Genomic DNA, 13029 nt, shown 5'->3' with positions numbered 1-13029 from the left:
CGCCGGTGATCGGACTCGTCCCCGGAAGGGGAACCAAATGCCAAAGGGACTTGTTGAGTTCGCAGATCGCAGAACGCTATCGGAGTCCGGGAATGGCAGATGCTCGCAGAAGCCGCGCGAAACTGGGGGAGGCCGCCCGATCCATCGCGCAGAGCCGTATCGCTTTCGAGAACATCTCGCATGAAATCGACGGCGGCCGGTTCGCGGCCAAGGTGGTCGCGGGGCGCTGTTTCACCGTCGAGGCGGACATATTCGGCGACGGGCATGACCGGATCCGCGCGGCCGCGCAACTGCGCCGCGACGGTGCCTCGAAGGCGGTGGAAACCGCGTTCAGTTTCATCGGCAACGATCGCTGGGCTGTCGAGCTGTCCGCGCCCGAGCCGGGGCTGTGGCGGCTTTCGCTGCTGGCGTGGCGCGACCTTTTCGCAAGCTGGCGCGACGACACCGCCAAGAAGATCGCCGCCGGGCAGGATATCGCGCTGGAGCTGGAGGAGGGGCGGCGCCTCGTCGATGCGGCGCTGAAGGCCGGAGAGACGCTGAAGGCGCGGCCGCGCAAGGCGCTGACGCGGCTGGCCGGTGAACTGGCGGACGCCGATGACGACCGGCGGCAATCCCTGCTCATAGCGGACGACACGCTGGCGCTGATGCGCGAGACCGGGCCGCGCACCAATCTCACACATTACGAATGCGAACTGCCCCTGCGCGTCGATCGCGAGGCGGCGGCGGTCAGTGCGTGGTACGAGATGATGCCGCGATCCTGGGGCCAGGACGGCGCGCATGGCACGTTTGACGATGTCATTGACCGGCTGCCCTACGTGCGCGACCTCGGCTTCGACGTGCTCTATTTTCCGCCCATCCACCCCATCGGGCGGACCAACCGTAAGGGGCCGAACAACGCGCTGACCGCAGGGCCGGACGACCCCGGCAGCCCCTATGCCATCGGCGCGCAGGAAGGCGGGCATACCGCGATCCACCCCGAGCTCGGCACGCTGGAGGATTTCGACCGGCTGGTCGCGGCGGCCGCCGATCACGGGCTTGAGATCGCGCTCGATTTCGCGGTCCAGTGTTCGCCGGATCATCCGTGGATCACGGAACATCCCGAATGGTTCGACTGGCGCCCCGACGGAACCATCAGGTTCGCCGAGAACCCGCCCAAGAAATACGAGGATATCGTCAACGTCCATTTCTACCGCGACGCGCTGCCGTCGCTCTGGCTGGAACTGCTGGACGTGGTGCTGTTCTGGGTCGAACACGGGGTCAGGATCTTCCGCGTGGACAACCCGCACACCAAGCCGTTCCCGTTCTGGGAATGGCTGATCGGGGAGGTGCAGGCGCGCCACCCCGACACGATCTTCCTGGCCGAGGCGTTCACCCGGCCCAAGGTGATGAAACGGCTGGCGAAGCTGGGCTTCACCCAGTCCTACAGCTATTTCACCTGGCGCCATTCCAAGGCCGAGCTGACCGAATATCTGACGGAACTCACGCGCGAGGAGTGCCGCCATTACATGCGGCCCAACTTCTTTGCCAACACGCCCGACATCAACCCGCGCTTCCTGCAGACCAGCGGGCGGCCGGGGTTCCGCACGCGGCTGGTGCTGGCGGCGACGCTGGCGGGCAATTACGGCATCTACAACGGCTTCGAGATCTGCGAGGGGCGCCCGGTGCCCGGCAAGGAGGAATACCTCGACAGCGAGAAATACCAGCTCCGCCAATGGGATTTCGACCAGCCGGGCCACATCAAGGACGACATCCGCGCGATCAACCGCATCCGCACCGGGCACCCGGCGATGCGCGATTTCACCAACCTGCGGTTCTACCCGGCGCATGACGACGACGTGCTCTATTACGGGCGCATGGACGCGGAGGCCGGCAGCTTCCTTCTGTTCCATGTCAACCTCGATCCGTTCGGCGCGCGCGACTTCGCGTTCGAGGTGCCCTTGTGGGAATTCGGCCTGCCCGACGATGCGTCGATCGAGGTGCAGGACCTGCTGCACGGCAACAGCTTCACCTGGCATGGCAAGGATCACACGCTGCGGCTCGACCCCGAAACGCGGCCCTACGCGATCTGGCGGTTGTTGCCGCCGGGCGGGGTTCGGCCATGAACGGGCCGGGGATCACCGAGGACAGCGCGCTCTGCCGTGCGCTGAGCGGGGAGGCGGGCCGCGCCTTCGCGCGCGACGTCCTGCCGGGATACCTGCCGGCGCAACGCTGGTTCGGCGCCAAGGAGGCGCGGATCGGGGACGTGGACCTGACGAGCTTCTGCGCGATGGACGAAGGGGATGCCGCGCTCTGCATCGCCGATGTGGCGCTGCCGGGCGGGGCGCAGCGCTACTTCCTGCCGCTGACGGCGCGGACCGACGACGCGGCGCGGCACCGGATCGGCCGGTTGCCGGACGGGCCCGCGCTTTTCGACGGGGCGGCCGACATGACCCTCGCGCGCGGCCTCTTGCAGGCGATGCGCGACGGTCAGACGGTGATGGGCCCCCAAGGAGGCGTCCGCTTCGAGGGCGAGGGCATCCCGCCCGCTGCGCAGATGGATACGCCGACGCCGCTTGCCGCCGAACAGAGCAACGTGTCCATCGCCTTCGGGCGGCAGGTGGTCCTCAAGGTCTACCGCCGCCTGCGCGCGGGGCCGCAACCCGATGTCGAGGTGTCGCGCCACCTGACCCGCGCCGCGCGGTTCGCCCATGCGCCCGCCTGGCTGGGCAGCGCGACGCTGGAACCGAAGGACGGGGAGGCGACGACGCTGGCCGCCGCCTTCGCCTATGCGCCCAACCGGGGCGATGCCTGGAGCCATTTCACCAGCCGTCTCGACGCGGTCGTCGCGCGCCGGGCCGGTCCCGCTGACCTGGCCGAGGATGCCGCGCTCTGCCGGTTGCTCGGGCAGCGGACGGGCGGGTTGCACCGCGCGCTGGCGGCGGAAACCGCCGATCACGCCTTCGCGCCCGTCCCCGTCACGCGCGCCGACCTTGCGGCATGGACGGCGGAGGCGCTGGCCGACATCGACGACGCGCTGGGGATGATCGCGCCCGTCGCGCGCACCCCCGGCGCGTTGGCGGCGGTCGCCGGCGACGTCATGGCGCGCGGGCCGGTCCTGAAGGCGCGGATCGAACGGGTGGCCAGCGCGGCACCGTCGGGCCTGCGCACGCGGATCCACGGCGATTATCACCTGGGCCAGGTGCTGGTCACGCCGGATGACGATTTCGCCATCATCGATTTCGAGGGCGAGCCGCGCCGCGACCTGGCCGCGCGGCGCGCGAAGATGTCGCCGCTGCGCGACGTGGCGGGCATGCTGCGCTCGATCGACTACGCCGCGCGGTCGGCGGTGCTTCGCGCCGCGCAGAGCGGCGCCGATCCCGCCGACGCGGCCGCGCGGGCCGACGACTGGCACGCCGCCGCGTCGCGCGCGTTCATGGCGGGATACCGCGACGAGATGGCGGGATGCGCGGCCGCCCCCGAGGCGGCGCTGGAAACCGCGCTCCTCGAGCTGTTCCTCTTGCAAAAGGCGGTTTACGAAGTGAGTTACGAATTGTCCAACCGGCCCGACTGGGCCGTCGTTCCGATGGCCGGGGTGCTGAAACTGGCCGACGCGATGAGCGCGCCATGACCCCACCGACCCACGATCATGCGCCCGAACCGGCCGAGATCGAGGCGATCCTGCGCGGTCGCCACTCAAACCCGTTCTCGGTGCTCGGGATGCACGCGCGGGACGGGCGCCCCCCGGTCGTGCGCGTCTTTGCGCCGGAGGCGGCCGAGGTTTCCGTCATCGACGCCAAAACCGGACGCACGGCCGCGACGCTTGACCGAGTCGATGCCGAAGGGTTCTTCAGCGGCGCGATGGGGCGGCGGCGCAAGCCGTTCTCCTATCGTTTGCGCCTGCGGGCCGGGGACGCGGAATGGGAGCGGCCGGACCCTTATGCCTTCGGCCCGGTGCTGGGCGAGCTTGACGAGCACCTGCTGGCCGAGGGGCGGCACGAGGAACTCTACCGCCGGCTCGGCGCGCATCCGGTCACGCATGAGGGTGTCGACGGCGCCGCCTTCGCCGTCTGGGCGCCGAACGCGCGGCGCGTCAGCGTCGTCGGCGATTTCAACGCCTGGGACGGGCGCCGCCACCCGATGCGCCGCCGGCTTGGCGGCGGGGTGTGGGAACTGTTCGTCCCCGGTCTCGGGACAGGCGCGATCTACAAGTACGAGATCCTCGGCGTGCATGGCGAGGTGCTCCCGCTCAAGGCCGATCCGGTCGCCTTCGCCGCCGAACATCCGCCCGCCACCGCGTCGGTCATCGCCGGGCTGCCTAGGCGCGACTGGCAGGACGAGGCGTGGATGCGGGCGCTGCCCGAGGGCACGCCCACGCAGAAACCGGTGTCGATCTACGAGGTGCATCCGGGGTCCTGGCGGCGCGCCGACGGCGACCGGGTGCTGTCCTATGCCGAGCTGGGCGAGCAGCTGGCCGATTACGCCACGCAGATGGGGTTCACGCATGTCGAATTCCTGCCGCTGAGCGAACACCCCTTCACCGGCTCATGGGGCTATCAGCCCACGGGCATGTTCGCCCCTACCTCGCGCCACGGCAGCCCGGCGGATTTCGCGGCGATGGTCGATCGGCTGCACCGCGCGGGGGTCGGCGTGATCGTCGACTGGGTGCCGGCGCATTTTCCCTCGGACGCGCACGGGCTGGTGCGCTTCGACGGCACCGCGCTTTACGAACACGAGGATCCGCGCCTTGGCTTTCACCGCGACTGGAACACGCTGATCTACAATTTCGGCCGCGCCGAGGTCGCCAACTTCCTGCGCGCCAGCGCGCTCTACTGGTTGCGCGAATTCCACGTCGACGCGCTGCGCGTCGATGCGGTGGCCTCGATGCTCTACCTCGATTATTCGCGCGATCCCGGCGAATGGGTGCCCAACCGGCATGGCGGGCGCGAGAATCTCGATGCCATCGAATTCCTGCGCGGGACCAATGCCAGTGTTTCCGAACGCGCGCCCGGCGCGCTGACGATGGCCGAGGAATCGACCGCCTGGCCCGGTGTCAGCCGCCCCGTCGACCAGGACGGGCTGGGTTTCGATTTCAAGTGGAACATGGGCTGGATGCACGACACGCTGCAATACATGGCGCAGGACCCGGTGCACCGGAAATACCATCACGACAGCATGACCTTCGGCCTCCATTACGCCTTTTCCGAGAATTTCGTCCTGCCGCTGAGCCATGACGAGGTGGTGCATGGCAAGGGGTCGCTGCTGGGCAAGATGCCCGGCGACCGCTGGCAGAGGTTCGCGAACCTGCGCGCCTATTTCGGCTTCATGTGGACGCATCCGGGCAAGAAGCTGCTCTTCATGGGAGGCGAGTTCGGGCAGGAGCGCGAGTGGAACCACGACGCCAGCCTCGACTGGCACCTGCTGGACGATCCCGCCCATGCCGGGCTGCAACGGCTGGTGCGCGATCTCAACCGGCTCTATCGCGAGACGCCGGCGCTTCACGCCCGCGACTGCGTGCCCGAAGGGTTCGAATGGATCGACGGGGGCGATGCGGAAAACAACGTGTTCTCCTACCTGCGTCGCGGCGCGGAGGGCGACCCGCCGGTGGCGGTGATCGCCAACATGGCCCCCGTCCTGCGCGAGGGGTTCCGCGTCGGCCTGCCCGCCGAGGGACGCTGGCGCGAGGTGATGAACACCGACGCGGAGGAGTACGGCGGATCGGGCGCGGGCAATGGCGGCCGCGTGTTCGCCACCACGCCCGGCGCCCACGGCCGGCCGGCCGCCGCGACAATGACGCTGCCGCCGCTTGGCGTGCTCGTCCTGATACCGGAGGAATGACATGGTCGTGAAACAGACGCCGCTGGAAGGCTCGGACTGGCCGCTCGGGGCGACATGGGACGGATCAGGCGTGAATTTCGCGCTGTTCTCGGCCAATGCCACCAAGGTGGAACTGTGCCTGTTCGACTCGTCCGGCCGGCGCGAGACGGACCGGATCGAGCTGCCCGAGAACACCCACCAGGTCTGGCACGGCTACCTGCCCTGGGTCCGGCCCGGCCAGCGCTACGGCTACCGCGTGCACGGGCCTTACGCGCCGGAAGAGGGGCACAGGTTCAATCCCAACAAGCTTTTGATCGACCCTTATGCGCTGGCGCTCAGCGGGCGGTTGAAATGGCATGACGCGCTTTTCGGTTACAAGATCGGCCACAAGAAGGGCGATCTCAGCTTCGACCGGCGCGACAGCGCCTTCGTGATGCCGAAATGCGTGGTGGTGGACACCGCGCATACCTGGGGCGGCGACATCAGCCCCAACCGGCCCTGGCAGGACACGATTATCTACGAGGCCCATGTGAAGGGCATGACCGCCCGCCACACCGACCTGCCCGAACGCGTGCGCGGCAAGTTCGAGGGGCTGGCGAGCCGCGCGACGATCGACCACCTCGTCGACCTCGGCGTCACCGCCGTCGAATTGCTGCCGGTGCAGGCGTTCTTCGACGACCGGAACCTGGTCGACCGGGGACTGACGAATTACTGGGGCTACAACACGCTCGGTTTCTTCGCGCCGGCGCCGCGCTACCTGACCCGCGACGGCGCGATCAACGAGTTCAAGCTGATGGTCCATCGCCTGCACGATGCGGGGATCGAGGTCATCATGGACGTGGTCTACAACCACACCGCCGAGGGCAACGAGATGGGCCCGACTCTGTCGTTCCGCGGCATCGACAACGCGAGCTATTACATCCTCGCCGACGACCGGCGCTATTACTACGACACCACCGGCTGCGGCAACGCTCTCGACATGCGGCACACGCGGGCGTTGCAGATGGTCATGGACAGCCTGCGCTACTGGGTCGAGGAATGTCACGTCGACGGCTTCCGCTTCGACCTCGCCGCGACGCTGGGCCGCGAGCGCGAGGCGTTCGACATGCATGCCGTGTTCCTTGAGGCCACCCGCCAGGACCCGGTGCTGAGCCGGGTGAAGCTGATCGCGGAGCCGTGGGATACCGGGCCGGACGGTTATCAGCTTGGCCGGTTTCCGCCCGGCTGGGCCGAATGGAACGACCGCTGGCGCGATAGCGTGCGCGCCTTCTGGCGCGGCGACGAGGGTAGTGCCGCGAACCTGGCCGACGGGCTGCTGGGGTCGTCGCAGCTTTTCGAGCACGAGGGCCGCCGGCCCTGGGCCAGCGTCAATTTCGTGACCGCGCATGACGGTTTCACGCTCATCGACCTGGTGAGCTACGACGGCAAGCACAACGAGGAGAACGGCGAGGACAACACCGACGGGACCGATCACAACCTGTCGTGGAACTGCGGCGCCGAGGGGCCGACCGACGATGAAGACATCCGCGCGCTGCGCAACCGGCAACGCCGTAACCTGATGACGACGCTGATGATCTCGCAGGGGATGCCGATGATCCTGATGGGCGACGAACGCGGGCGCAGCCAGCACGGCAACAACAACGCCTATTGCCAGGATGTCGAATTCAACTGGCTCGATTGGGATCCGGACGGCCCCGGCGACCCGGAGTTCGAGGCGTTCACCAAGGGCCTGATCGCCATCCGCCGCACGCGCCCCCTGCTGCGGACCGAGAAATTCATCCATGCCGAGCCGCGCGGCGGGTTCGATGTCTGCGCGCGCTGGCTGCGCCCCGACGGAGAGGAAATGACGCGCGAGGATTGGGACGACCCCGAAAACCGCAGGCTCTGCCTACACCTGTCGGGACCGGATGGCGCGTTCCTCGCGCTTCTGAACGCCGATGCCGACGCGGTCCGGTTCGACCTGCCCGAGGGGCTGTCGGGGCAATGGCGGGTCCTGGTCGACACCGCGCGCGGCATCGCCACGTCCGAAGGCGAGGGCAGGACGGTGGACCCGTCGATCGAGGTCGCCGGGCGGGCGATCCTGCTGCTTGAAGGGGGTGCGCCGTGAGCGGCGACGGACGGCAGGACTGGGGGCCCGTCATCGGCGCGAGCGAGGTCGGTTTCGCGCTCTGGGCGCCGGCGCAGGAGAGGCTGGCGCTGCGCATTGGCGGGCGGGACATCGCCATGACCGCGCAGGGCGACGGCTGGTTCTGCTGCGAGGCGCCGCTGTCGGAGGCGGGCGCGGAATACGCCTACCTGCTGGAGGACGGCCGCACCGTACCCGATCCGGCCGCGCGCGCGCAGGCGCGCGACGTGCACGGGCCATCGCGGCTGGTGGACCCGGACCGGTACGAGTGGAGGCACGACCGGCCCGGCCGGGCGTGGCGCGAGGCGGTGATCTACGAGCTGCACATCGGCGCCTTCACGCCCGAAGGCACCTTCGCCGCCGCCGCGGAACGCATGGGCGCGCTTGCCGATCTCGGCGTCACGGCGATCGAGATCATGCCGGTGGCGCAGTTCGCCGGGGATCGCGGCTGGGGCTATGACGGGGTGCTTCCTTACGCCGTGCATCCCGCCTACGGCACGCCCGACCAGATGCGCGCGCTGGTCGACGCGGCGCATGGCGCGGGGCTGATGGTGTTGCTTGACGTCGTCTACAACCATTTCGGGCCGGAGGGGAATTACCTGAACCTCTACGCGCCCGAGTTCTTCCACCCCGAACAGCACACGCCTTGGGGCGCCGCCATCGCCTATGACCGCGAACCGGTGCGGCGGTTCTTCGTCGAGAACGCGCTTTACTGGTTGCGCGATTTCCGGCTGGACGGGCTGCGGCTGGATGCCATCGACCATGTGAAGGACGACTCCGACCCCGAGATCCTGGTCGAGATCGCGCGGGAGGTGCGCCGCGAATTTCCCGACGCGCACCTGACGACCGAGGACAACCGCAACATCACCCACCTGCACGAACGCGAGGACGGGCGCGCGCCGCTCTACACCGCCGAGTGGAACGACGACTGGCACAACGCCGCCCACGTGATCGCCACCGGCGAGGACGAGGGCTATTACGCCGATTTCGCCGACACGCCGCATGCGCATCTGGCGCGCGCGCTGGCCGAAGGGTTCGCCTACCAGGGGCAGGTGTCGCCGCAGAAGGACGCGCCGCGCGGCGGCCCGAGCGCGCATCTGCCGCCCGTGGCCTTCGTAGATTTCCTTCAGAACCACGACCAGGCCGGCAACCGCGCCTTCGGCGAACGGATCGACGCGCTGGCCCCCGCGCCGGCGGTGCGGGCCTTGCGCGCCATCCTGCTGCTGTCGCCGCATATCCCGCTGATGTTCATGGGCGAGGAATACGGCGAGGAGCGGCCGTTCCTCTTCTTCACCGATTTTCACGGAGACCTCGCGGACGCGGTGCGGCAGGGGCGGCGGCGCGAATTCGCGGGTTTCGCCGCCTTCGAGGACGGCGCGACCGATGCGATCCCCGACCCCAACGCGCCGGAGACCTTCGCGGCGTCCCGCATCGACTGGGCAAGGCGCGACGGCGCGGGACAGGCGCGGCTCGAGGAAACGGGCGCGCTGCTGCGGGTGCGCCGGCGCGAGATCGTGCCGCTTCTGGCGGGCGCCGGGGCGCATACGGGCCGCGTGATCGACGCGGAGGCGGACGTGGTCGCGGTGGACTGGCGGCTGGATGGCGCGCGCATCTCGCTGCGCGCCAACCTCGGCGACGGGGACAGGGCCGCGCCCGCCGCGCCGGGCCGGGTGATCTGGGGGCCGGTCGGGGCGCGGACGTGGCTCGGCCCGTGGCAGGTGCGGTTCACCCGTCAGGAGGGCCTTCATGACGCATGACCTCGATCGGCTCAGCCGCGCGCACGGGATCCCGCCGACCTACACCGACGCCCACGGCGACCGGCGCGCCGTGCCCGCCGCCACCCGCCGCGCGATGCTGCGCGCCCTCGGCGTCGATCCGGAGAGGGACGCGCCGGACGATGGCGTGCCCGAGCGGCGGATGCGGGCGCCCGACGACGCGCGCTGCTTCACCCCGGCGGGGCTGCGCGACGCGCCGGCCTGGGGGATTTTCTGCCAGCTCTACGAACTGCGCTCGGGCCGGAACTGGGGGATCGGTGATTTCCGTGACCTCGGCGACCTGGCCGGGATCGCGGCGCGCGCGGGGGCCGATTTCGTCGGCGTCAACCCGCTGCATGCGCTGTTCCTGGCCGCGCCCGAGCGGTGCAGCCCTTTCGCGCCATCGAACCGCGCATTTCTCAACCCGCTCTACATCGCAGTCGATGATGTGCCGGGCGCGGGCGACGCGCCGCCCGACCTGCACGATCTGCGCGCGGCAAGCGAGGTGGATTACCCGCGCGTCGCGGCATTGAAACTGGGCGCCCTGCGCGAGATTTTCGACTGCGCGCCCTTCGCGGACGAGGCCGCGCGCGCCGACCATGACAGTTTCAGGGCCGAGCGGGGCGACGCGCTGGACCGGCACGCAACGTTCGAGGCGCTGTCGCACCACATGACGGCCGAGGGGCGCGGCGCGGGCTGGCGCGGCTGGCCCGCGCCGCTCCGGCAACCGGACGGCGCGCCGGTGCGCGACTTCGCCCGCGCGCACGCCGACGAGGTCGCGTTCCACGTCTGGCTGCAGTGGCTGGCGGACCGGCAACTGGCCACCGCGCAGCGACGGGCTCGGGAGGCGGGGATGCGCGTCGGGCTCTATCTCGACCTCGCGGTCGGGGAGGCGCCGGACGGCTCGGCCGGGTGGGGCGGCGACGTCATGCTGCGCGGGCTGCGCATCGGCGCGCCGCCGGACCTTTTCCAGACGCAGGGGCAGGACTGGGGCCTTGCCGCGCCGTCGCCCGAGGCGCTGGAGGCGCGCGATTTCGCCCCCTTCCGCGACATGATCCGCGCGCAATTGTCCCATGCCGGGGCGCTCCGCATCGATCATGCGATGCTGCTGTGGCAACTGTTCCTCATCCCCGATGGAATGAGCGCGATCGAGGGCGGATATCTGCGCTACCCGATGCCGCAGATGCTGCGGGCTCTGGCCGAGGAATCCCACGCCGCCCGGGCCATCATCGTGGGCGAGGATCTCGGCTCGGTCCCGCGCGGGTTCCGGGGCGTCATGCGCGACGCCGCGATCCTATCCTATCGTCTGCTCTACTTCGAACAGGGCAAACGGGGGTTCACGCCGCCGCGCCGCTATCCGGCCTGCGCGCTCGCCTGTCTGTCAACGCATGACCTTCCGACGCTGGCGGACTGGTGGCAAGGCCGCGACATCGACGACCGGGAGCGGTTCGGGTTGGTCGACGCCGAGACGTCGGCACAGCATCGCACGCAGCGCGAGGATGAGCGGCGCGACCTCCTGGCCGGCCTGTCCCTTGCCGGGGAACTGTCGGAGGCGGATCGCCGGACGGCCGCCGGATCGGCGGAGTTGCCCGAACCCGTGATGCTGGCCGCGCATGCCTTCCTGGCGCAGACGCCGTCGCTGCTGATGGCGGCCCGGCTGGCCGATATCGCGGGGCCGCAGGCGCCGACGAACATCCCCGGCACCACCGACGAATACCCCAACTGGCGCAAGCGCAGCCCGACGCCGATCGAGGCGCTGGAGGATCATCCCCGCTTTGCCGCGCTGGCGGCGCGGCTTTCGCGGATCCGGCGGCGCCCGTCGACCAGCCCGGCATAGAGCGCGGCATAGCGCCCCGCGCTGGACGACCACGACACGTCGGCGCCCATCGCGTTGCGCATCATCCGCGCGTGGCGGTTCGGCTCCGCCATGATCTCGGCCAACCGGCCGAGCGCCGCGCCGATCCCGCGCGCCGACACCTCGCGCAGGTGGATGCCGGTCGCGACGCCCGCGTCGAGCGAGGCGGGCGTCGCGTCGATCACCGAATCGATCAGCCCCCCGGTCGGCGCAACGACGGGCAGCGCGCCGTAGCGCAGCGCGCAAAGCTGGGTGAGCCCGCAAGGCTCGAACCGTGACGGCACCAACAGCGCGTCGGCGCCCGCCTGGATGCGGTGGGCCAGCGCCTCGTCGTAACCGACATGGACGCCGATCCGCCCCGCGTGCCGCATCGCGAGGTCATGGGCCGCGGTTTCCAGTTCCGCGTCGCCGGCGCCCAGCACGATCAGGTTGAACCCCCGCGCGACGATGTCGTCGGCGGCGTCGAAGATCACGTCGATCCCCTTCTGATGGGTGAGCCGGCTGATGACGGAGACAAGCGGCCGTTCGCCATCCAGCGCGAAGGCCGTGCAGAGCGCGCGGCGGTTCGCTGCCCTGCGCCCCATGCTGCGCGAGCTATAGCGCCGTTCGATCAGCGGGTCGGCGCCGGGATCCCATTCGCCCGTGTCGATCCCGTTCAGGATGCCGGTGAAATCGCCGGCGCGCGCCCGGAGCAGCCCGTCGAAGCCGTGGCCGAATTCGGGCCGCGTCAGCTCTTCCGCGTAGGTGGGGCTGACGGTGGTGATCGCGTCGGCAAAATGCAGCCCCGCCTTGAGAAAGCTCACGCCGCCGTGAAACTCGACGCCCTCCATGTCGTAATACCCGGCGGGCAGGCCGAGGTCGCCGAAGATCCCGGCCGGGAACTGGCCGGCAAAGGCGATGTTGTGGATGGTCTGCACGCTCGGCACGTCGCAGCCCCCGGCGCGCAGGTAGGCGGGAACGAGGCCCGCCTGCCAGTCGTGGCCGTGCACGGCGTCGGGCGTCCACCCCTCCGCGCCCTCGCCGGCGATCCGCGCCGCCGCCTGCGCCAACAGCGCGAAACGCCTCCAGTTGTCGCCATGGTCGCGCCCGTCCGTGTCCTGGTAGGGGCCGCCGGGGCGGTCGTATAATCCCGGCGCATCCAGCAGCCAGACGGTCCCGCCCGCCACCTCGCACCGCCTGAGCGTCGCCGTCCCGAGCGGCAGGCCGAGCGGAACGCCGCCCGCGCAGGGCCCGCACAATTCGCGCGCGCCGGGATAGGCGGGCAGAAGGACGCGCATGTCCACGCCCTGGCGCGCCAGGGCGCCGGGAAGCGCGCCGCAGACATCCGCGAGGCCGCCGGTCTTGGCCAGTGGATACATTTCGGACGTGACCGACAGGACCTTCATGGTCGTTTCCCCCGCTAGGTCTACCTTGTCCTACAAACCGGCGAGACCGGCGCGGGTTCCGGCCGGGGGGAACCGTGCGCGGCCCCCGGCGTTCAGGATGTGCCGCGCCGGTCGGTG

At 70.0% G+C, this 13029-nt stretch carries 7 protein-coding genes; 6 read left to right on the top strand and 1 reads right to left on the bottom strand.

Annotation, left to right across the window (positions count from 1 at the left end; all coding sequences use genetic code 11):
- The first annotated feature begins 92 nt into the window (after positions 1 to 92).
- From D6850_RS16875 to malQ, 6 genes are read left to right on the top strand one after another with little or no spacing between them, the layout of a single operon-like run.
- Positions 93 to 2102, top strand: a complete 2010-nt coding sequence (locus D6850_RS16875; RefSeq protein WP_121168786.1) for an alpha-1,4-glucan--maltose-1-phosphate maltosyltransferase — start codon at positions 93 to 95, stop codon at positions 2100 to 2102.
- Complete coding sequence (locus D6850_RS16870) at positions 2099 to 3607, top strand: putative maltokinase (protein ID WP_121168785.1); 1509 nt, start codon at positions 2099 to 2101, stop codon at positions 3605 to 3607. The genes D6850_RS16875 and D6850_RS16870 overlap by 4 nt, the downstream gene beginning before the upstream one ends.
- On the top strand, positions 3604 to 5814 hold the full coding sequence (glgB, locus tag D6850_RS16865) for a 1,4-alpha-glucan branching protein GlgB (protein WP_121168784.1): 2211 nt from the start codon (positions 3604 to 3606) through the stop codon (positions 5812 to 5814). The genes D6850_RS16870 and glgB overlap by 4 nt, the downstream gene beginning before the upstream one ends.
- 1 nt (position 5815) lies before the next feature.
- Positions 5816 to 7900: a glycogen debranching protein GlgX gene (glgX, locus tag D6850_RS16860; RefSeq protein WP_121168783.1), complete on the top strand. Its 2085-nt coding sequence runs from the start codon at positions 5816 to 5818 to the stop codon at positions 7898 to 7900.
- The gene (treZ, locus tag D6850_RS16855; protein WP_121168782.1) at positions 7897 to 9675 is read left to right on the top strand and encodes a malto-oligosyltrehalose trehalohydrolase; all 1779 of its coding nucleotides are present in this window, start codon (positions 7897 to 7899) and stop codon (positions 9673 to 9675) included. Before glgX ends, treZ begins: the two co-directional genes overlap by 4 nt.
- Complete coding sequence (gene malQ / locus D6850_RS16850) at positions 9665 to 11509, top strand: 4-alpha-glucanotransferase (RefSeq protein WP_121168781.1); 1845 nt, start codon at positions 9665 to 9667, stop codon at positions 11507 to 11509. The genes treZ and malQ overlap by 11 nt, the downstream gene beginning before the upstream one ends.
- Here the strand turns inward: malQ and glgA are convergent.
- The gene (gene glgA, locus D6850_RS16845) at positions 11437 to 12912 is read right to left on the bottom strand and encodes a glycogen synthase GlgA (protein ID WP_121168780.1); all 1476 of its coding nucleotides are present in this window, start codon (positions 12910 to 12912) and stop codon (positions 11437 to 11439) included. The genes malQ and glgA overlap by 73 nt on opposite strands.
- Positions 12913 to 13029 lie beyond the last annotated feature (117 nt).

Origin of the sequence: Roseovarius spongiae (genome assembly GCF_003651245.1) — a bacterium.
Lineage (GTDB): Bacteria > Pseudomonadota > Alphaproteobacteria > Rhodobacterales > Rhodobacteraceae > Roseovarius > Roseovarius spongiae.
The sequence above is the reverse complement of the archived record's forward strand: the minus strand, read 5'-3'. Positions and strand labels throughout refer to the sequence as shown.